General features: G+C 61.3%; 18 protein-coding genes. 9 read left to right on the forward strand and 9 right to left on the reverse strand.

The window, feature by feature from the left end; genetic code table 11:
- Nucleotides 1-156: 156 nt before the first annotated feature.
- A complete protein-coding gene (locus C4J90_RS24470; protein WP_124421003.1) occupies nucleotides 157-885 on the reverse strand; it encodes a TraX family protein in 729 nt (242 codons plus the stop codon).
- A gap of 90 nt (nucleotides 886-975) precedes the next feature.
- On the opposite strand from C4J90_RS24470, the gene C4J90_RS24475 reads away from it, so the two are divergent.
- The 3 genes from C4J90_RS24475 (at nucleotide 976) to C4J90_RS24485 (ending at nucleotide 3,027) form a co-directional block, all read left to right on the forward strand.
- Nucleotides 976-2,016, forward strand: a complete 1,041-nt coding sequence (locus tag C4J90_RS24475; protein ID WP_124364710.1) for a low specificity L-threonine aldolase — start codon at nucleotides 976-978, stop codon at nucleotides 2,014-2,016.
- A 193-nt stretch (nucleotides 2,017-2,209) separates the two neighbouring features.
- Nucleotides 2,210-2,410, forward strand: a complete 201-nt coding sequence (locus C4J90_RS24480; RefSeq protein ID WP_124368612.1) for a hypothetical protein — start codon at nucleotides 2,210-2,212, stop codon at nucleotides 2,408-2,410.
- Nucleotides 2,411-2,493: 83 nt separating this feature from the next.
- Nucleotides 2,494-3,027, forward strand: a complete 534-nt coding sequence (locus tag C4J90_RS24485; protein WP_124408369.1) for a transposase — start codon at nucleotides 2,494-2,496, stop codon at nucleotides 3,025-3,027.
- A 133-nt stretch (nucleotides 3,028-3,160) separates the two neighbouring features.
- Here the strand turns inward: C4J90_RS24485 and gbcB are convergent, their stop codons facing one another.
- Nucleotides 3,161-4,261, reverse strand: a complete 1,101-nt coding sequence (gbcB, locus tag C4J90_RS24490) for a glycine-betaine demethylase subunit GbcB (RefSeq protein WP_124364713.1) — start codon at nucleotides 4,259-4,261, stop codon at nucleotides 3,161-3,163.
- 284 nt (nucleotides 4,262-4,545) lie between these two features.
- On the opposite strand from gbcB, the gene gbcA reads away from it, so the two are divergent.
- Nucleotides 4,546-5,841 carry a glycine-betaine demethylase subunit GbcA gene (gene gbcA / locus C4J90_RS24495; protein WP_124368614.1) on the forward strand — a complete coding sequence of 432 codons (1,296 nt, stop codon included), beginning with the start codon at nucleotides 4,546-4,548 and terminating at the stop codon, nucleotides 5,839-5,841.
- A 688-nt stretch (nucleotides 5,842-6,529) separates the two neighbouring features.
- On the opposite strand, the gene C4J90_RS24500 is transcribed toward gbcA, so the two are convergent.
- The 6 genes from C4J90_RS24500 to C4J90_RS24525 form a co-directional block, all read right to left on the reverse strand.
- Nucleotides 6,530-7,300 (reverse strand): electron transfer flavoprotein subunit beta, encoded by a 771-nt coding sequence (locus tag C4J90_RS24500; RefSeq protein ID WP_124421004.1) that lies wholly within the window; start codon nucleotides 7,298-7,300, stop codon nucleotides 6,530-6,532.
- 10 nt (nucleotides 7,301-7,310) lie between these two features.
- Nucleotides 7,311-8,531, reverse strand: a complete 1,221-nt coding sequence (locus C4J90_RS24505) for an electron transfer flavoprotein subunit alpha/FixB family protein (RefSeq protein ID WP_124421005.1) — start codon at nucleotides 8,529-8,531, stop codon at nucleotides 7,311-7,313.
- Nucleotides 8,531-10,474, reverse strand: coding sequence for a dimethylglycine demethylation protein DgcB (dgcB, locus tag C4J90_RS24510; protein WP_124421006.1), 1,944 nt, complete (start codon nucleotides 10,472-10,474; stop codon nucleotides 8,531-8,533). The genes C4J90_RS24505 and dgcB overlap by 1 nt, the downstream gene beginning before the upstream one ends.
- 172 nt (nucleotides 10,475-10,646) lie before the next feature.
- Complete coding sequence (dgcA, locus tag C4J90_RS24515; RefSeq protein WP_124421007.1) at nucleotides 10,647-12,707, reverse strand: dimethylglycine demethylation protein DgcA; 2,061 nt, start codon at nucleotides 12,705-12,707, stop codon at nucleotides 10,647-10,649.
- A 15-nt stretch (nucleotides 12,708-12,722) separates the two neighbouring features.
- On the reverse strand, nucleotides 12,723-13,253 hold the full coding sequence (locus C4J90_RS24520; RefSeq protein WP_124368619.1) for a DUF5943 domain-containing protein: 531 nt from the start codon (nucleotides 13,251-13,253) through the stop codon (nucleotides 12,723-12,725).
- Between the two features lie 51 nt (nucleotides 13,254-13,304).
- Entirely contained in the window at nucleotides 13,305-14,282 is a 978-nt protein-coding gene (locus C4J90_RS24525) for a dipeptidase (RefSeq protein ID WP_017531059.1), read from the reverse strand.
- A gap of 218 nt (nucleotides 14,283-14,500) precedes the next feature.
- Between C4J90_RS24525 and C4J90_RS24530 the strand changes: the two genes are divergently transcribed.
- Both C4J90_RS24530 and C4J90_RS24535 read left to right on the forward strand, forming a co-directional pair.
- On the forward strand, nucleotides 14,501-14,902 hold the full coding sequence (locus C4J90_RS24530) for a lysozyme inhibitor LprI family protein (RefSeq protein ID WP_124364720.1): 402 nt from the start codon (nucleotides 14,501-14,503) through the stop codon (nucleotides 14,900-14,902).
- A 40-nt stretch (nucleotides 14,903-14,942) separates the two neighbouring features.
- Nucleotides 14,943-15,359 (forward strand): DUF3010 family protein, encoded by a 417-nt coding sequence (locus C4J90_RS24535; protein WP_124421008.1) that lies wholly within the window; start codon nucleotides 14,943-14,945, stop codon nucleotides 15,357-15,359.
- A gap of 121 nt (nucleotides 15,360-15,480) precedes the next feature.
- Here the strand turns inward: C4J90_RS24535 and C4J90_RS24540 are convergent, their stop codons facing one another.
- Nucleotides 15,481-16,422 carry a GlxA family transcriptional regulator gene (locus C4J90_RS24540; RefSeq protein WP_164488029.1) on the reverse strand — a complete coding sequence of 314 codons (942 nt, stop codon included), beginning with the start codon at nucleotides 16,420-16,422 and terminating at the stop codon, nucleotides 15,481-15,483.
- 191 nt (nucleotides 16,423-16,613) lie between these two features.
- On the opposite strand from C4J90_RS24540, the gene C4J90_RS24545 reads away from it, so the two are divergent.
- The 3 genes from C4J90_RS24545 to C4J90_RS24555 all read left to right on the forward strand — a co-directional run bounded on the left by C4J90_RS24545 (nucleotide 16,614) and on the right by C4J90_RS24555 (nucleotide 19,568).
- Entirely contained in the window at nucleotides 16,614-17,558 is a 945-nt protein-coding gene (locus C4J90_RS24545; protein ID WP_124421010.1) for a choline ABC transporter substrate-binding protein, read from the forward strand.
- A gap of 72 nt (nucleotides 17,559-17,630) precedes the next feature.
- The gene (locus C4J90_RS24550) at nucleotides 17,631-18,518 is read left to right on the forward strand and encodes a 3-keto-5-aminohexanoate cleavage protein (protein WP_124421011.1); all 888 of its coding nucleotides are present in this window, start codon (nucleotides 17,631-17,633) and stop codon (nucleotides 18,516-18,518) included.
- 84 nt (nucleotides 18,519-18,602) lie between these two features.
- Nucleotides 18,603-19,568, forward strand: coding sequence for an L-carnitine dehydrogenase (locus C4J90_RS24555; protein ID WP_124421012.1), 966 nt, complete (start codon nucleotides 18,603-18,605; stop codon nucleotides 19,566-19,568).
- Nucleotides 19,569-19,582 lie beyond the last annotated feature (14 nt).

Here is a 19,582-nt window from a genome sequence, read left to right on the forward strand (position 1 = left end):
CACGCAAAGGTGCGTTTACGACATTGCTCAAACAACACAGAAATAAATGTGGGAGGGGGCTTGCTCCCGATAGCGGTGTGTCAGCTTGCACATATGCTGGCTGACCCACCGCCATCGGGGGCAAGTCGAATCGTCGCACCGCCCCTCCCACAAGGGTTAGGCGATGATCTGGCGGATGAGTAGCAGCAGGAGGAAATGCGCGGGGTACAGAGCGTACGCCCAGCGACGCATGGCGGGCGGGGAGGCGCTTTTGGCATGTCGCAACAAGACCAATCCGGCCAATGGCGCGATCAGGCACGCGGCCAACCCAGTCAGCGCAACAACTGAGCCGCTGTTGAGCAAAATCTGCCATTGGTTGGCGGCCACGCAAACCAAGCCCGGCAATACACTGAAATACCATGGCCGACTGAATACCAGCAGTATCGCCAGTGGCAGCAATACACCAAAAAACCCGAACATCAGTTGCGTGGAAAAGATAGCGCCTATTGCGAGCGCCAGCAGCGCCAATCCCCGATCAACCAGGGCTTTGTGCTGCCATCCCCTGGCAACCAGCACGCCCAGTGCCAGGGTCGGCAGCACATTCAACGTATCGGCATCTTCGATGAACAGCCGGTAGGGCACTTCGCTGATCACACTGAACAACAGCAGCCAGCCCAGGTAGCGCCACTGGCCGCTCATCGGCGCCTCGCGCGCGCGGTGCAGGTTCGCCGCGATCGCCAGGCAAAACCACGGGAACGCCAGGCGCCCCGGCACGTACAGCCCATCCAGGCTCAACCCCACATAGCGCAGGTGGTCCAGCACCATACTCAGCAGTGCCAGCCACTTGAGCAGATCCAAAGCGCCATCGCGGATACGTCCGACAGGAATCGTTTCAGTACCGTGCATAATTCCCCAACGACTTTGCATTTACAGTGCGTGCGCCCTCCTCCCAATCTTGGTTAAAGTGCGCACCAACATCGACCACAGGAATGGGCCATGACCGACAAGAGCCAACAATTCGCCAGCGACAACTATTCCGGCATCTGCCCGGAAGCCTGGGCCGCCATGGAACAAGCCAACCAGGGCCATCAACGCGCCTACGGTGATGATGAATGGACCCACCGTGCCGCCGACGGTTTCCGCAATCTGTTCGAAACCGACTGCGAAGTGTTCTTCGCCTTCAACGGTACCGCCGCCAACTCCCTGGCGCTGTCTTCGCTGTGCCAGAGCTACCATAGCGTGATTTGCTCGGAAACCGCCCACGTCGAGACCGACGAATGCGGCGCGCCGGAGTTTTTCTCCAACGGTTCCAAACTGCTCACCGCGCGCACCGAAAACGGCAAGCTGACCCCGGAATCGATCCGCGAAATCGCCCTCAAGCGCCAGGACATCCACTACCCGAAACCGCGCGTCGTCACGCTGACCCAGGCCACCGAGGTCGGCAGCGTCTACACCCCGGAGGAAATCCGCGCCATCAGCGCTACCTGCAAGGAACTGGGCCTGAACCTGCACATGGACGGCGCACGCTTCTCCAACGCCTGCGCCTTCCTCGGCTGCTCGCCGGCCGACCTGACCTGGAAGGCCGGTGTGGACGTGCTGTGCTTTGGCGGCACCAAGAACGGCATGGCGGTGGGTGAAGCCATCCTGTTCTTCAACCACAAGCTGGCCGAAGACTTCGACTACCGCTGCAAACAGGCCGGCCAACTGGCGTCGAAGATGCGCTTTTTGTCGGCACCGTGGGTGGGCCTGCTGGAAAACCACGCCTGGCTCAAGCATGCGCGCCACGCCAACCACTGCGCGCAACTGCTCAGCAGCCTGGTGGCGGATATTCCTGGCGTTGAGCTGATGTTCCCGGTGCAAGCCAACGGCGTGTTCCTGCAACTCTCGGAACCGGCCATCGCAGCGCTGACCGCCAAGGGCTGGCGTTTCTACACCTTTATCGGCAAAGGCGGCGCACGCTTCATGTGCGCGTGGGATACCGAGGAAGAGCGTGTAAGAGAATTGGCGGCCGATATCAGGGAAGTGATGAACGCTTGAAGTAGAAATCAGCCCAGCCCGTGCTGGCCGATTGCCGAGTCTGTTTTTTGATATTTCTGACAGCAGCGCAACGTGATTTCGTTGTCTAGCCTCCTGGAACCCGGAAGGAAAACGCAGCGCTACCTGCCACCTTTCGGGTCTATTACCTGTCGAATGATCGGCCGGAAATACCTATCCAATGGAGAGCTTAATCATGGAATATCAAAACAACATCAATACCCTGCAAAGCAACGGCACCGACAGCACCACTGTCATCGACTGGGACGAGTTCAGGAAGCACGCCAAAGTCGGCGATACCATCCGCGAGCCATCCAGAACGCTCAGGATCTATGACAAAGTCTACGAAATGACCGCCTCAGGCCAACACTTCGTCATCCACATCTACGCCCAGTAACCCCCAGATCGTTCCCACGCTCTGCGTGGGAATGCCTCCTCCCCTGGACGCTCCGCGTCCCACCCCAACTCAAGGATGAGCACGTGGGTAGAAGCCGCTACGTCATCACCGAGCCCGAAAAGCCGCACTTTCTAACCTGTACGGTCATGGAGTGGCTGCCACTCTTCACCCGCAGTTACTTGGTGGACCATCTTTTAGATTGCTGGCGATATCAACAAAGTAACCATGCGTTAAACCTGTTTGGCTACGTCGTGCTGGAAAACCACCTGCACTTCGTTGCCCAAGCGCCCGACTTGGGAAAATGCGTCAGCCAATTCAAATCCTTCACTGCCCGCACCATCATCGACGACCTGCAAAGCAAAGGTGCGGAGCGCGTGTTACAGCGCCTGCGTTTCAGCAAACGTGCGCACAAGGCAGATCGTGTTTATCAACTCTGGCAGGAAGGCTCCCATGCAGAACTGGTCTACAGCGAGGCCGTCATGCGTCAGAAGCTTGATTACATCCATCACAACCCCGTGAAACGAGGCTATGTGGACCGCGCAGAACACTGGCGGTACTCCAGCGCTCGCAACTATGCAGGGATGGAAGGGCTGATCAACATCCAGCCTTGGTTCTAAAGAGAGGCGGGACGCGGAGCGTCCCAAGAGGCGTTACCACGCGGAGCGTGGGAACGATCAGCGCTAGTCAAGATCGTTCCCACGCTCCGCGTGGGAACGCCTCCCCTGGACGCTCCGCGTCCCAGCGCTCGGATCAGAACTCGATGCGCACATCGCCCTTCGGCACACTGCAGCACGACAGGATGTAACCCTCGGCTTCGTCCTCTTCGGTAATCCCGCCGTTGTGCTCCATCTCCACCTCGCCGCCCAGCTTCATCACCTTGCATGTGCCGCAGATACCCATGCCGCATGCTTTCGGGATCAACAGGCCAAGCTTGGCCGCCGCCGCATGCACGGTTTCGCCCGGCGCAACGCGGATGCTCTTGCCGGACGCAATGAATTCCACCTGATGCAGGTCCGCCAGGTCGACTTCAGGGGCATCAGCGGCCTGTTCGGCCTGCTCCACCGCGTCGGCCCGCGCTTCCGGCGGCGTCGCGCCGAAGGATTCTTCGTGATAGCGCGTCATGTCGAAACCGGCGGCTTCCAGCAGGCGTTTTACCGCGCTCATGTACGGCGTCGGGCCGCAGCAGAACACTTCGCGCTCGAGGAAGTCCGGCACCATCAGTTCCAGCATCTTGTGGTTCAGGTAGCCGCGGTACCCAGCCCAGGGTTCTCCAAGGCCATGCTTTTCGCAGATCAGGTGCAGGCTGAAGTTATCGATCCGCGACGCCATGTGCTCCAGCTCGCGGTGGTAGATGATGTCTTTCGGTGAACGGGCGCTGTGCACGAAGACCATGTCGACATTGGCGTTGGTGTCGTAAAACCAGCGCGCCATGGACATCACCGGGGTGATACCGACGCCGCCGCTCAGGTACAACACTTTCGGATTGGTGTAGTCGATCGCGTTGAACAGCCCCACCGGCCCGTGCACCGCCAGCTCCTGGCCTTCATGCAGCGTGTCGTGCAGCCAGTTGGAAACTTTGCCGCCAGGTACGCGCTTGATGGTCACCGAAAAGCTGTAGGGCACCGAGGGCGAACTGGAAATGGTGTAGGAGCGCATGATCGGCTGGCCTTCGATTTCCAGCTCCAGGGTGACGAACTGCCCGGGCTTGAAAAAGAACAGGATCGGTTGATCGGCCATAAAGCAGAAGGTGCGCACGTCCCAGGTTTCCTGGATGACTTTGACGCAACGGACGATGTGCCGACCATTGGCCCAGGTCTGGGTGGTTACCGGATTCAGGAAGCTGTTGGACATACTGTTCTCCACCGCCGAGGCTCGGCCTTATGGTGGCGATTCTGCGTAACGCGAGAATCCGCCATTTACCTATCTGCGACATTCACATACTTACCGCGACCAGCCCCCAACGACAGGGGGTTGCGCGTCGGGATCAGATTGGGCCATGTCGCCCATGGATAAGGTTCGACGCAACGCCGGGCCCACACTCGCTCCCAACGAAAGACACTTTCTTTACGCCTTGCACAGCACCAACCGTAGCCACTATTCGCCGGCCACACAGAATGGCCATGAGGACATACACGATGGACGTCACCGCAACCTTAAGCTTGGGCGATCCGCTGGAACCCGCACGCAAGGCCACCGCGCAGATGCTGCAAGAGCGCGAGCGCACCTTTTCGCTGCCACAGCCGTTTTACTCTGATGAGCGACTGTTCGATATCGACATGCAGGAGATCTTCCAGAAAGAGTGGTTGATTGCCGGCATGACCTGCGAAATCCCCACCAAGGGCAATTACCTGACCCTGCAAGTGGGCAAGAACCCAATCATCGTGATCCGTGGCGCCGACGGTGTGGTGCACGCCTTCCACAACGTATGCCGCCACCGTGGCTCGCGCTTGTGCACCAGCGAGAAGGGCAAGGTCGCCAAGCTCGTTTGCCATTACCACCAGTGGACCTACGAGCTGGACGGTCGCCTGTTGTTCGCCGGCACCGAGATGGGCGCTGACTTCGACATGAAGCAGTACGGCCTCAAACCGGTGAACGTGAAGACCGCCGGCGGCTACATTTTCATCAGCCTGGCCGAAAACCCACCGGCCATCGATGACTTCCTGTCGACCCTGAACCATTACATGGAACCGTACGACATGGAGAACACCAAGGTGGCGATCCAGACCACCTTGTTTGAAAAAGCCAACTGGAAGCTGGTGCTGGAAAACAACCGCGAGTGCTACCACTGCAACGCGTCGCACCCGGAACTGCTGAAAACCTTGCTGGAATGGGACGACGTCACCGACCCGCGCGCCGACCAGGCGTTCAAGGACCACGTGGCTGCTTCCGCCGCCGCCTGGGATGCCGAGAAAATCCCTTATGCTCACGCCAGTTTTGGCCTGCGCAACCGTATCGTGCGCATGCCACTGCTCAAGGGCACCGTGTCGATGACCCTGGACGGCAAACAGGGCTGCGCAAAACTGATGGGCCGGATCAAGAACCCCGACCTGGGCTCGATGCGTATCCTGCACCTGCCCCACTCGTGGAACCACTGCATGGGCGATCACATCATCGTGTTCACCGTGTGGCCGATCAGTGCCCAGGAAACCATGGTCACCACCAAGTGGATCGTGCACAAGGACGCGGTGGAAGGCGTTGATTATGACGTGGAGCGCATGCGCCAAGTGTGGGACGCCACCAACGACCAGGACCGTCGCCTGGCCGAAGAGAACCAGCGCGGGATCAACTCCACCGCTTACCAGCCAGGCCCGTACTCCAAGACCTATGAGTTCGGCGTGGTTAACTTTGTCGATTGGTACAGCGAACGCATGCTGAACAACCTCGGTGCCGCGCCCGCGCCCTACCTCAAAGGTGTGGCCGCCCACGAATAACTGACACGCCTTGGATCAAAATGTGGGAGGGGGCTTACTCCCGATAGCGGAGTATCAGCCAATGCATGTGCAAGCTGATCCATCCCTATCGGGAGCAAGCCCCCTCCCACACTTGTACCAGGCGCTGAACAATATTTGATCAACTCTCGCACGGACCGCTAAAAGCCTGCCCTCCAGCCATTGCCCAACAACTTATCCACAAAGCCACCCACAGCAATTGTGGGCAACTGCGCTTTCCTTTGAAAATAAATCAAGAAAATCCGTGACTTATTCAAAGCCCAGGGTTTCACCTCCCATTGATCATTTTTTGATCTAAAGCCTGTAAGCCACGGTACTCAAGGGCTACAGAGGAACGCGAACACCTTATCCACAGAAGCACCAACAGACTTTGGGGGCAACTTTGCTCACGCTGTGGAAAACCGCGTCAAACCTGCATATATCGGGGGGTTCAGCACTTTCAGGGCTGTAAAAACAACCTTTGATCAGATTTTGAGCAGATTGAGGATAGCCTTTGTTTATAAGGCCTGTAACCGACAGCGAACATCTTATCCACAGGCGGATCAACAGCCATTGTGGGTAAACCTCAGATCCAAATGTGGGAGGGGGCTTGCTCCCGATAGCGGTGGGTCAGTTACAGCTATATCAACTGATACTCCGCCATCGGGAGCAAGCCCCCTCCCACAGGGGTTCAGCGTACGACGCCTTCTTCTATCAACAGCTTGAGAATGGCTTCAGCGCCCGCCTCCGGGCTCACGCCCTTGAGCACCTGCCCACCACCACCACTGGCCTTGGCCGTTGCTGCCTTCATACGGTCGGCGCCGCTCTTGGCCTTGATCACCTTGAGGCGCTTGGGCCGCGGCTTGGCCGGCTGCAGCAGCGCGTCTGTGAATAACTCATCCTGTTCGATCTCGACTTCGTGGGCGGCAAGCTCGCCACGTTGCGCTGGCCCATAGGCGCTTTGCCGAGGCTTGGGCGCGGCGTTATCCACAGTGGCGAGAAAAGGCAGGCGTACCTTCAAGCGCCGCCGCTGGCCACGGGGCAAGGCTTGCAGCACGTGGGCTACGCCGCTTTCGATGGACTCCACCTGGGCCAAGCCGACAATCAGCGGCCAACCCAATTGTTCGGCCAGCAGGAACGGCAGCATGCCCGACCCCTCGCCGGTTTCCGCCTGGCTGCCGGTGAGCACCACCTGGGCACCGGCGTCGCGTAGATAGTCACTCAACACCGGCAACGCATCGGCGCCCGCCGGCTGTTCCAGTACATGCAGTTGCGGCAGGCCCATGCCCAGGTAGCTGCGCAAGGTCGGCTCGCTGATGTCGCCGGCGTGCAGTACCTGCAACTTATCCCCAGCCATCTGCAGCCCCAGCTCGACCGCACGCGCATCTTGTTCGGCACGGCGCGGGCGCCCGGAAGTCGGGTGGGCGCCGACGGATACCAGGCTGATTACATTGGTTATCATGGTCATATCCCTAGGCTGCATCGCGCTTGGCGCCGTTGCGGTGGGCCTCGACCGCAGCGATCAAGGCTTGCAGAATCGCGGCGCTTTCGCCGATCACCGACAGGTCGGCACGCTTGATCATGTCGCAACCCGGGTCGAGGTTGATCGCCACCACCTTGTCGCAGGCACCGATGCCTTGCAGGTGCTGGATCGCCCCGGAGATGCCTACGGCCACGTACACCCGAGCCGTGACCCAAGTGCCGCTGGCGCCGACCTGGCGATCACGCGCCATATAGCCATCGTCCACCGCCACCCGCGACGCGCCCTCGGTGGCGCCCAAAGCGGCGGCGGTCTGGTGGAACAGCGCCCAGTCCTTCACGCCGTTGCCGCCAGAAAAAATGAATTCCGCTTCAGCCATGGGAATCGCCGCCGGGTCTACCGCCACGGCGCCGAGGTCTTCGATACGTGGCAGGCTGCGCGCCAGGGTTGTGGATAACTCCACAGGCAAGGCTTCATGGCGCGTCTCGCTGACCGGATCAGCACATTCAGCGGCCGCGAGGATCAGGCGCGGCAATGGCCGGGCCAGATCTTCCTGGCCCGCACCGGCGCGGCCGATGCACGCCTGGCCTTTGATCTGCCACACCCGCGTGGCCGGGCGCTCCTTGAGGCTGGCGGCAAAGCGCCGCCCCAGCTCGCCGCCGCCGCTGCGGCTGTCCGGCAGCAACCAGTGGCGCGGGTTGAACTGGTTATCCACAGCGCGCAGGCCCTGGACGCGCTGCTCCGGTGAATAACCGTCGAACTCGTGACCGTCCAGCACCAGCAGGCGGTCCACACCCGCTGTAGCAAACGCGCTCTCCTTGTGTTCACCAAACACCACCGCCAGTACCGCGCCGTCACTGCCGGCCAGTTGCCGGGCCAGGCCGAGCAGGTCGCGGTCGTGACTGCTCAAGCGGCCGCCGACCATGTCCGGTACCACGCTGATGTAGAACGCCGGCGTCGGCACCTGGTGCAGCGGCAACAGCACCTCGACCGCCGCCGTACGCTTGGCCGCACCGCCCTGCTGGGCGCCGCTGCGGTCGATGCGCTTGATCCCGTTGGGACCGATAAAACCGACACCATGCACGTTCTTGCGGATCACACCGTTGGGCCCCATCCAGCTCTGTTGCACGGGCTGCATCGCCGCGTGCAAAGGATGAAGACGGTTACGGGCGATCCATTCGGCACGGGGATCGCGGCGGATAATGTCGCTCATCAATGCACCTCCGCAGGTTCACGCTTGTTGGGCGCCTTGGCCGGTGCCGCCTCTTCAAGCAAGGCGTCGGCCACCAATTCGGCAATGTCTTTGATCAACGGGCGCGGTTCGACCACGCCTTCAAGCATCGCCGTGCACTGCGGGCAACCCACAGCTACCAGTTCGGCGCCGGTCTCGCGGATGTCGTCCATGCGCATGTCGGGGATGCGTTGCTTGCCGGGGATGTCGGTGATCGGCGCACCGCCACCGCCGCCGCAGCAGCGTGAACGAAAGCCCGAGCGTTGCATCTCCTTGACCTCGATGCCCAGCGCCCGCAGCACCTGGCGCGGCGCTTCGTATTCGCCGTTGTAGCGGCCCAGGTAGCAGGGATCGTGATAGGTCACGCTGTTGCCTTTGTGCTGACCCAGGTTCAGCGCGCCCTCGCCGATCAGCTCGGCCATGAAGGTGCTGTGGTGCTGCACGAGGTAGTTGCCGTTGAAGGCGCCGTATTCGTTTTTCAGCACATGAAAACTGTGCGGATCGCAGGTGACGATGCGCTTGAAGCTGTACTTGGCCAGGGTCTGGATATTGCGCGAAGCCAGCAACTGAAAGGTCGCTTCATCGCCCAGGCGCCGTGCCACGTCGCCGCTGTCGCGTTCTTCCAGGCCAAGCACGGCGAAGTCGACCTTGGCCGCCTTGAGCACTTTGACGAACGCGCGCAGGGTGCGTTGGTTGCGCATGTCGAAGGCACCGTCGCCGACCCAGAACAGCACCTCGCAGCTGCCTTTTTCGCTGAGCAGCGGCAGGTTCAAATCCGCCGCCCAGTTCAGCCGGCCGCCGGGTGCGAAGCCGCCGGGGTTGTCGGTGGCGATCAGGTTTTCCAGGACTTCGGCGCCTTTGTTCGGCGTTGCGCCCTTTTCCAGGGTGAGGTAGCGGCGCATGTCGACGATGGCGTCCACGTGCTCGATCATCATCGGGCACTCTTCCACGCAGGCGCGGCAGGTGGTGCATGACCACAGGGTTTCGGCGTCCACCAGGCCGTTGACGATCGGCTGGTGCGGGTTGCCGCTGTGCTCGCCTACCGGTTTGCCTGGATAGGGGCTGCCGGCGAACTTGGCATCGGTGCCACCGGCCAGGCCGACCACCATGTCCTGGATCAGCTTTTTCGGGTTCAGCGGCTGGCCGGCGGCGAACGCCGGGCAGGCGGCTTCGCACTTGCCGCACTGCACGCAGGCGTCGAAACCGAGCAGTTGGTTCCAGGTGAAGTCCTTGGGTTTTTCCACGCCCAACGGCGCGGTTTTGTCGCTCAGGTCCAGCGGTTTCAAACCGGTGGAACGCCCACCCCCAAAGCGCTCGGCGCGGCGGTGCCAGGCCAGGTGCAAGGCACCGGCGAAGGCGTGCTTCATCGGGCCGCCCCAGGTCATGCCGAAGAACATTTCGGACACGCCCCACAACACGCCCACGCCGAGCAACGCGGCCAGCAGCCAGCCACCGAAATCAGCGGGCAGGATCCCCGCCACCGGCAGCGTCACCAGGAAAAAACTCACCGAGAACGCCATCAGGCTTTTCGGCAGGCGCATCCACGGGCCCTTGGACAGGCGCGAAGGCGGGTTGCGGCGGCGCAGGTACATGAAGACGGCACCAACAAACATCAGCACCGAAGCCAGCAACAAGGCGTAGCCGAGGATACGGTTGTGCAGGCCGAAACCGTGCACCAGGATCGCCAGCAGCGCCGACAGCACAAAGCCCAGCGCAGTAGCGACGTGGGTATTGGCGATGTATTTGTCGCGGGCGACCACATGGTGCAGGTCGACCATGTAGCGCTTGGGCATGGCCAACAGGCCGCCGAGCAGGTCGACCTTGGAGGCGCGGCCACGGCGCCACATGTTCACCCGGCGCAGGGCGCCGAGGACGGCAAGGCCTAGGGCGGCAAACAAAAGAATAGGCAGCAAGGTGTTCAACATGGTGAAGCTCCCACAGACCACACAGGTCTACTGTGAAACTGGCCTTGAAATGTGGGAGGGGGCTTGCTCCCGATGGCGGAGTGTCAGTCGATATAGCTGTAGCTGACCCACCGCTATCGGGAGCAAGCCCCCTCCCACATTTGGACCGAGTCCACTTTGGTTCGGTGTCGGCTTAGAAATCCTTGCACAAGCGCAGGGCGTCATAGATCGCGGCATGGGTATTACGCTGGGCCACACAGTCACCGATGCGGAACAACAAGTACCCTTCACCCGCTTCGCTCAGGCACGGCTGTGGCTTGATCGCGAACAAGGCTTCGACGTCTATCTGGCCCTTGTTGCGCGAACCTTCCTTGAGCCCGTAATAAATCGCCTCGTCCGGGCGCACGCCGTTCTCCACCACCACCTGGTCGACCACCCGCTCTTCCTTGGCCCCGGTGTATTCGTTCTCCAGCACCGCCACCAGCTTGTCGCCCTCGCGGTAGACCTTTTCCAGCATCATGTCGCCGGTCATGATCACTTCCTTGGGGTACATGCTGCGGTAGTAAGTCGGGAACGACGTACCGCCGATGGCCACGCCCGGCTTGATATCGTCGGTGACGATCTCGACCTGGCAGCCTTTGTCCGCAAGGAAATCCGCCACCGACATGCCGGTGAATTCGCAGATGGTGTCGTACACCAGCACGTTCTTGCCCGGTGCGACTTTGCCGTCGAGCACGTCCCAACTGCTCACCACCAGGCCTTCGGCAGCGCCCCAGTGTTCGTTCTGTTCAATGAACGGATGCCCACCGACGGCCAGCACCACCACGTCCGGGCGCAGGTCGAGGATAGTTTCGGCATCCGCCGCCACACCCAGGCGCAGATCGACTTTCAAACGTGCCAGCTCCAACTGGAACCAGCGCGTGATACCGGCAATCTGGTCGCGTTGCGGGGCTTTCGATGCGGTGGTGATTTGCCCGCCGATAAATTCTTTCTTTTCGAACAGGGTCACCTCATGGCCGCGTTCGGCGGCGACGCGCGCCGCTTCCATCCCCGCAGGGCCAGCACCGACCACCACGACTTTGCGTTTGGGCCCGGTGGACTTCTCAATAATGTGCGGCACGCCCATGTATTCACGGGAGGTCGCGGCGTTCTGGATGCACAGCACATCCAGGCCCTGGTACTGGCGGTCGATGCAATAGTTGGCGCCGACGCACTGTTTGATCTGGTCGATCTGGCCCATCTTGATCTTGGCGATCAGGTGCGGGTCGGCAATATGAGCGCGGGTCATGCCGACCATGTCCACGTAGCCGCCTTCCAGAATGCGCGTGGCCTGGTTCGGGTCCTTGATGTTCTGCGCGTGCAGCACCGGGACTTTCACCACTTCCTTGATACCGGCCGCCAGGTGCAGGAACGGCTCCGGCGGATAACTCATGTTCGGGATCACGTTGGCCAGGGTGTTGTGCGTATCGCACCCCGAGCCCACCACGCCGATGAAGTCGAGCATGCCGGTGTCGTCGTAATACTTGGCGATCTGCTTCATGTCCTCGTGGGACAGGCCGTCCGGGTGAAACTCGTCGCCGCACAGGCGCATGCCCACACAGAAATCGTCACCGACTTCGGCGCGCACGGCCTTCAACACTTCCAGGCCGAACTTCATGCGGCCTTCGAAGGTACCGCCCCATTCGTCGGTGCGCTTGTTGACCCGCGGGCTCCAGAACTGGTCGATCATGTGCTGGTGCACGGCGGACAGTTCCACCCCGTCCAGGCCACCGGCCTTGGCGCGCTTGGCGGCGCTGGCATAGTTGCCGATCACGCGCCAGATCTCTTCCGGCTCGATGGTCTTGCAGGTGGCACGGTGCACCGGCTCACGCACGCCGGACGGCGACATCAGGGTCGGCCAGTTGAAGCCGTCCCAACGCGAGCGACGGCCCATGTGGGTAATCTGGATCATGATCTTGGCGCCATGCTTGTGCATGGCGTCGGCCAGGTTCTGGAAGTGCGGGATGATGCGGTCAGTGGACAGGTTCACCGAACTCCACCATTCCTGGGGGCTGTCGATGGCCACCACCGAGGAGCCGCCGCAGATCGCCAGGCCGATACCGCCCTTGGCCTTCTCTTCGTAGTACTTCACATAGCGGTCGGTGGTCATGCCGCCGTCGGTGGCATACACCTCGGCGTGGGCGGTACTGAGCACGCGGTTGCGGATGGTCAGTTTGCCGATCTGAATCGGTTGGAACATTGCTTCGAAAGCCATGGCACGGTCCTCGGCTTACAACGGCTTGACGGTGAACAGGCCATCATCGTGGCCCTCTTCGGAGCCTCCGTAGACTTGTTCGGCCACAGTGCGCAGGGTGCTGCCACGCGCTTGAAGGATCTGGTCCATCGCGCCGGCAAACCAGCCGGTGAACATGTAGTCGACTTTGCGCCCGACCTTGCCGTACACGTAGACGAAGGCCGAATGTTCCAGCTTGACGCTGGCGGTGCCTTTATCCAGGTCGATGTCCTGGATCTTGAACAGGCCCCAGCCGCGTTGCGACAGGCGCTTCATGTAGTGCTCGAACACCGCGACGCCTTCCAGGCCGTGGCACTCGGCTTCTTTTTCACACCAGTGCCAGGCGGACTTGTAGCCGGCCTTGTAGAGGATCTCGGCGTAGGCGTCGGCGCCCAGTACTTCTTCGATGCCCATGTGGTTGTTGACGAAGAAATGGCGCGGCACGTACAGCATCGGCAGGGCGTCGGAAGTCCAGACACCGGTTTCGCTGTCGACTTCGATTGGCAATTGCGGGGCGATCTTGGCCATGGAAACTTAACTCCAGAAAAATTCGTAGTGGTGTTGCCGGTGGTGTCTGGCTTATTCGCCCCAGACGTCTTTCAAGACATTGACCCAGTTCTCGCCCATGATCTTGCGCACCACGCGTTCAGGATGGCCGCGCTTGAGCAGGGTCTCGGTGAGGTTGGGAAACTCGCCCACGGTGCGGATGCCCAGCGGGTTGATGATCTTGCCGAAGCTGGTCAGGCGGCGGGCGTAGCCTTTGTCATGGGTCAGCATTTCAAAGAAATCCTGGCCATGGCCCTGGGTGAAGTCGGTGCCGATGCCGATGGCGTCTTCGCCGACGATGTTCATGGTGTATTCGATGGCTTCGGCGTAATCGTCGATGGTCGAATCGATGCCCTTGGCCAGGAACGGCGCGAACATGGTCACGCCGACAAACCCGCCGTGGTCGGCGATGAACTTGAGTTCTTCATCGGATTTGTTGCGCGGGTGCTCCTTGAGGCCCGAGGGCAGGCAGTGGGAATAGCACACCGGTTTTTTCGATTCGAGGATGACTTCTTCGCTGGTCTTGGAACCGACGTGGGACAGGTCGCACATGATGCCGACGCGGTTCATCTCGCCGACAATCTCACGCCCGAAACCCGACAGGCCACCGTCGCGCTCGTAGCAGCCGGTGCCCACCAGGTTCTGGGTGTTGTAGCACATCTGCACCACACCGACGCCGAGCTGTTTGAAGATCTCGACATAGCCGAGCTGGTCTTCAAACGCGTGGGCATTCTGGAAGCCGAAGATGATGCCGGTCTTGCCCTGCTCCTTGGCGCGACGGATATCGGCGGTGGTTTTCACCGGGATCACCAGGTCGCTGTTTTCGCGGATCAGGGTCTGGCTGGCGACGATGTTATTGATCGTGGCCTGGAAGCCTTCCCACACCGACACCGTGCAGTTGGCGGCCGTCAGGCCACCTTTGCGCATGTCTTCGAACAGGTCGCGGTTCCACTTGGCAATAATCAGACCGTCGATAACGATGCTGTCGGCGTGCAACTCGGCTGGGCTCATCAGGCGTCCCCTTATTGGCGATTCATGCGCCGAATCGTCTGCCGGCGCTTTGGGGCCAGCATATGCCCAGGGGCCGACGGAGCCGGGTGCAAAAACGACAGGGGAATTGCCGAAAGCGTCAATCCGCGACAAAGCCTGTGTAGACATGCCTGACTGGCGGCTGTTCTTTGTCTTACGCTTGAGCCAGAATTCCGCATCACCTGATATGAGACGGCGCAATGAAATCGATTTTCCTGGCTTTGGCACTCATCGCAACCGGCGTCCACGCCGCCGAAGACACCGACAGCACGCCGTGCGACGGCATCGAGAACGACCAGCAAACCCTGGAATGCGCCACCTACAACAAAACTACCGCCGAGCAATTGTTGAAAGACAACTATCAGGGCCTGCTGGAACGCATGGGGTCCACCTACGGCAGCGACAAGACCAAGCTCGCCGACATTACCGCTCGTCTGAAGGATGCCCAGCAGAAGTGGGAAAAACTGCGCGATGCCGATTGCGCGGTGGACACCTTCCCGGCGGCGACCGGGACCAAGGCGTATGCGATTGCGCTGAATGATTGCCTGGCGCGGATGAGTGACGAGCGGTCGGAGTTTTTGGAGTCGATTGGGCAGGAATAAGCGACAATCCTGCGACTTTCCTTCTGAACCAGGGCTTTTCATGACTCTCTGCGGTATCGAAATCAAAGGCAGCGAAGCCATCATCGCCGTCGCCTCCCTGGATGGCCTGGCGCTGACCCACGTCGCTCTGGCCACCAAGAAAATCGCCCTTGAAGACGATGACGAAGCCGCCAACGTCAAGGCCTTCGCCGCCCAGGTGGAGGCATTCGTGCAGGCAAACGCCATCACCCGTATCGCGATCAAGAAACGCAGCAAGAAAGGCGAATTCGCCGGTGGCCCGACGACGTTCAAGATTGAAGGGGTGTTTCAGTTGCTGGAGGGGGTGGAGGTGACCCTGCTATCGCCGCAGACCATTAACGCGCAGAACAAGAAGCACAACTTCGAGCTGCCGGCGACACTGAACAAGTATCAGCATGAGGCCTACAAAACAGCGTGTTCAGCCCTGCTGAAAAAATAAGTCACACCAAAATCTACTGTGGGAGGGGGCTTGCTCCCGATGAGGGTGTGTCAGCCGCTTATGTGCTGCTGACCCACCGCTATCGGGGGCAAGCCCCCTCCCACATTTGATCCGTGTGCACTCAAACTGAGATTCGCCGATCCTCCCTCGGACACTTCGCAAACCTCGCCCGATAACTGCGGGTGAAATACGACGGCGACTCGAACCCGCAAGCAATACTCACTTCCAGCACGCTCATATCGCTCTGGCGCAGCAGTTGCCGGGCTTTTTCCAGGCGCAGGCGCAGGTAGAAGTTACTCGGTGTGTCGTTCAGATGCAGGCGGAACAAGCGCTCGAGCTGGCGCCGGGTAACCTTGATCGCGTCGGCCAGGGCCAGGGTGCTCAGCGGTGGCTCGGTGTGTTGCTCCATCTCGCCGATCACCTGCACCAGTTTTTTGTTGTTGATGCCGTAGCGCGTGGCAATCTGCATGCGCTGGTGGTCTTGGCGCGGGCGGATGCGGCCCAGTACGAACTGTTCGGACACCTGGATTGCCAGGTCAGGGCCGTGGGCCTGGGCGATGAGGTCGAGCATCAGGTCGATGGATGCGGTGCCGCCGGCACAGGTGATGCGACGGCGGTCGATCTCGAACAGTTCCTGGGTGACGCTCAGGTGCGGATACGATTCCTTGAACGCATCGATGGCTTCCCAGTGCAAGGTCAGGCGGTGGCCGTCGAGCAGGCCCGCTTCGGCCAGCACGCAGGCGCCGGTGTCGATGGCGCCGAGGGTCACGCCGTCGTGGTCGAGACGGCGCAGCCAGTGATCCAGCGCGGGCGTGGCGAACTGCAGCGGTTCGAAGCCGGCCACCACCAGCAGCGTTGCGCCCTTCTTCAGCGGTTCCAGTGCGGCGTCGGCATTGACCGACATGCCGTTGCTCGCCAATACCGCGCCGCCATCGGCGCTCAAGACATGCCAGCGGTACAGCTCGCCACGGAAGCGATTCGCCACTCGCAGCGGCTCCAGCGCGGAAATAAAGCCAATGGCCGAGAACCCCGGCATCAGTAAAAAGTAGAAATCCTGGGACATGGTGGCGCTCTCGTCGGGCCGGCAGCGTGGCACTGTGATACTCCCGTTCCTGGGCGGATTCAAGGGGCAGGTCGCTGCAGTGCAAAAGTGGGTCGCCGCCGTGCGTTTTGTCACCAGCCAAGCTGCGTAACGTGGCACCACGGCGCACAAAGACGCCGGCCCCACAATAACGAACTGCCGAGGGATTCACCATGAACCGACTGATCAGCCGCAGCGTGCTTGCACTCAGCGTCAGCGCTATTTTGAGCGCCCCCGTCATGGCAGCGGATGCCGCTTCCTGCCAGAACGTGCGCCTGGGCGTGGTGAACTGGACCGATGTGATCGCCACCAGCGCCATGACCCAAGTGCTGCTCGACGGCCTCGGCTACAAGACCAAACAAACCAGCGCGTCCCAGCAGATCATCTTTGCCGGCATTCGCGACCAGCGCCTGGATCTGTTCCTGGGCTACTGGAACCCGTTGATGACCCAGACCATCATGCCGTTCGTCGACGCCAAGCAAGTCAAAGTGCTCGACAAACCGAGCCTGGAAGACGCCCGCGCCACCCTCGCCGTGCCGACCTACCTGGCGGACAAGGGCCTGAAAACGTTCACCGACATCGCCCGCTTCGAAAAAGAGTTGGGCGGCAAGATCTACGGCATCGAGCCGGGTTCGGGCGCCAATACCCAGATCAAGGCCATGATCGCCAAGAACCAGTTCGGCCTGGGCAAGTTCCAACTGGTCGAATCCAGCGAAGCGGCCATGCTCTCTGCGGTCGACCGTGCGGTACGGCGCAAGGAACCCGTGGTGTTCTTCGGCTGGGCGCCGCACCCGATGAACGTCAACGTCGCCATGACTTACCTCACCGGCAGCGAAGACGCCCTGGGGCCCAATGAAGGCAGGGCAACCGTGTGGACCGTCACCTCACCGACCTATGCCGAGCAGTGCCCCAACGTACACAAGCTGCTGACCAACCTGACCTTCACCGCCGCCGATGAAAGCCGGATGATGCAGCCCTTGCTGGATCACAAGGACCCCATTGAGTCGGCCAAGCAGTGGCTCAAGGATCATCCGCAAGACCAGGCGCGCTGGCTGGAAGGTGTGACCACCTTCGATGGCAAGCCGGCGGCGGCCAACCTCCAACTGACCGTTAAATAACCTTTTCCAAACACCGCTTCGCAGCCCCGACCGGCTGCGAACAGCACCCCCACGCCTGTAAGGAACCGCCTCATGAACCACGACGTCATCATCACCTGCGCACTCACCGGTGCTGGCGACACGACCGCCAGAAGCCCGCACGTGCCGGTCACCCCCAAACAAATCGCGGCCGCCGCCGTGGAAGCCGCCAAGGCCGGCGCGACCGTGGTGCACTGCCACGTGCGTGACCCGCACACCGGCAAGTTCAGCCGCGACGTGGCGCTGTACCGCGAAGTGATGGAGCGCATCCGCGAGGCCGACATCGACATCATCGTCAATCTCACTGCCGGCATGGGCGGCGACCTGGAGATCGGCAGTGGCGAGCACCCCATGGAGTTCGGTCCCAACACCGACCTGGTCGGCCCACTGACACGCCTGGCCCATGTCGAAGAATTGCTGCCGGAAATCTGCACCCTCGATTGCGGCACCCTGAACTTCGGCGATGGCGACACCATTTACGTGTCCACTCCGGCGCAATTGCGCGCCGGCGCCAAGCGTATCCAGGCGTTGGGCGTTAAAGCCGAGCTGGAGATTTTCGACACCGGCCACCTGTGGTTCGCCAAGCAGATGATCAAGGAAGGCCTGCTCGACAACCCGCTGTTTCAACTGTGCCTGGGCATCCCGTGGGGCGCGCCGGCCGACACCACCACCATGAAAGCCATGGTCGACAACTTGCCCGCCGACGCCGTGTGGGCCGGCTTCGGCATCGGCCGCATGCAGATGCCGATGGCGGCGCAGGCGGTGCTGCTGGGCGGCAATGTGCGAGTCGGCCTGGAAGACAACCTGTGGCTGGACAAAGGCGTGCTTGCCACCAATGGGCAGTTGGTGGAGCGCGCCGGTGAAATCCTCAGCCGCCTGGGCGCGCGAGTCATGACCCCGGCTGAGGGCCGCATCAAGATGGGCCTCAAAAAACGCGGCTGACTCCCCGCCGAAACCGAATCAGAAATGTGGGAGGGGGCAAGCCCCCTCCCACAAGGGATCACCGAACGCTTTAGGAATGTGCCAATGAGCTTTATCACAGAAATCAAAACCTTCGCCGCCCTCGGCAGCGGCGTTATCGGCAGCGGCTGGGTGTCCCGCGCCCTCGCCCACGGCCTGGACGTCGTGGCCTGGGACCCGGCACCCGGCGCCGAAGCGGCCCTGCGCAAACGTGTCGCCAACGCCTGGGGCGCCCTGGAGCAACAAGGCCTGGCGCCGGGAGCATCCCAGGCGCGCCTGCGCTTTGTCGCCACCATCGAGGAATGTGTAAGGGACGCCGACTTCATCCAGGAAAGCGCCCCGGAACGCCTGGAGCTGAAACTGGATTTGCACAGCAAGATCAGCGCCGCAGCCAAGCCAAATGCGCTGATCGGCTCGAGTACTTCCGGCCTGTTGCCGAGTGAGTTCTACGAGCGCGCCACCCACCCGGAGCGTTGCGTGGTTGGCCACCCGTTCAACCCGGTTTACCTGCTGCCGTTGGTGGAAGTGGTCGGCGGCAAGCACACCGCGCCGGAGGCGATCCAGGCCGCGATCAAGGTCTATGAATCCCTCGGCATGCGCCCACTGCACGTGCGCAAGGAAGTGCCGGGGTTTATTGCTGACCGCCTGCTGGAAGCGCTGTGGCGCGAGGCGCTGCACCTGGTCAACGATGGCGTGGCGACCACGGGCGAAATCGACGACGCGATTCGCTTTGGCGCCGGGCTGCGCTGGTCGTTCATGGGCACCTTTCTCACCTACACCCTGGCCGGTGGCGATGCGGGTATGCGCCACTTCATGGCGCAGTTCGGCCCGGCATTGCAGTTGCCGTGGACCTATTTGCCGGCCCCGGAGCTCACTGACAAGCTGATCGACGATGTGGTCGATGGCACCCGCGACCAGCTAGGCAAACACAGCATTGCGGCGCTGGAGCGCTACCGTGATGATTGCCTGCTGGCGGTATTGGAGGCAGTCAAAGTGACTAAAGCCAAACACGGCATGAGCTTCGCCGAATAACCCACATTCTTGAC

Source organism: Pseudomonas sp. R2-60-08W (assembly GCF_003852335.1).
Taxonomy (GTDB): domain Bacteria; phylum Pseudomonadota; class Gammaproteobacteria; order Pseudomonadales; family Pseudomonadaceae; genus Aquipseudomonas.

Bases quoted from the DNA above. Each gene is read 5' to 3' on its own strand.
- C4J90_RS24470 (WP_124421003.1), bottom strand. From the start codon at position 885: ATGCACGGTACTGAAACGATTCCTGTCGGACGTATCCGCGATGGCGCT.
- C4J90_RS24475 (WP_124364710.1), top strand. From the start codon at position 976: ATGACCGACAAGAGCCAACAATTCGCCAGCGACAACTATTCCGGCATC.
- C4J90_RS24480 (WP_124368612.1), top strand. From the start codon at position 2,210: ATGGAATATCAAAACAACATCAATACCCTGCAAAGCAACGGCACCGAC.
- gbcB (WP_124364713.1), bottom strand. From the start codon at position 4,261: ATGTCCAACAGCTTCCTGAATCCGGTAACCACCCAGACCTGGGCCAAT.
- gbcA (WP_124368614.1), top strand. From the start codon at position 4,546: ATGGACGTCACCGCAACCTTAAGCTTGGGCGATCCGCTGGAACCCGCA.
- C4J90_RS24500 (WP_124421004.1), bottom strand. From the start codon at position 7,300: ATGATAACCAATGTAATCAGCCTGGTATCCGTCGGCGCCCACCCGACT.
- C4J90_RS24505 (WP_124421005.1), bottom strand. From the start codon at position 8,531: ATGAGCGACATTATCCGCCGCGATCCCCGTGCCGAATGGATCGCCCGT.
- dgcB (WP_124421006.1), bottom strand. From the start codon at position 10,474: ATGTTGAACACCTTGCTGCCTATTCTTTTGTTTGCCGCCCTAGGCCTT.
- dgcA (WP_124421007.1), bottom strand. From the start codon at position 12,707: ATGGCTTTCGAAGCAATGTTCCAACCGATTCAGATCGGCAAACTGACC.
- C4J90_RS24520 (WP_124368619.1), bottom strand. From the start codon at position 13,253: ATGGCCAAGATCGCCCCGCAATTGCCAATCGAAGTCGACAGCGAAACC.
- C4J90_RS24525 (WP_017531059.1), bottom strand. From the start codon at position 14,282: ATGAGCCCAGCCGAGTTGCACGCCGACAGCATCGTTATCGACGGTCTG.
- C4J90_RS24530 (WP_124364720.1), top strand. From the start codon at position 14,501: ATGAAATCGATTTTCCTGGCTTTGGCACTCATCGCAACCGGCGTCCAC.
- C4J90_RS24535 (WP_124421008.1), top strand. From the start codon at position 14,943: ATGACTCTCTGCGGTATCGAAATCAAAGGCAGCGAAGCCATCATCGCC.
- C4J90_RS24540 (WP_164488029.1), bottom strand. From the start codon at position 16,422: ATGTCCCAGGATTTCTACTTTTTACTGATGCCGGGGTTCTCGGCCATT.
- C4J90_RS24545 (WP_124421010.1), top strand. From the start codon at position 16,614: ATGAACCGACTGATCAGCCGCAGCGTGCTTGCACTCAGCGTCAGCGCT.
- C4J90_RS24550 (WP_124421011.1), top strand. From the start codon at position 17,631: ATGAACCACGACGTCATCATCACCTGCGCACTCACCGGTGCTGGCGAC.
- C4J90_RS24555 (WP_124421012.1), top strand. From the start codon at position 18,603: ATGAGCTTTATCACAGAAATCAAAACCTTCGCCGCCCTCGGCAGCGGC.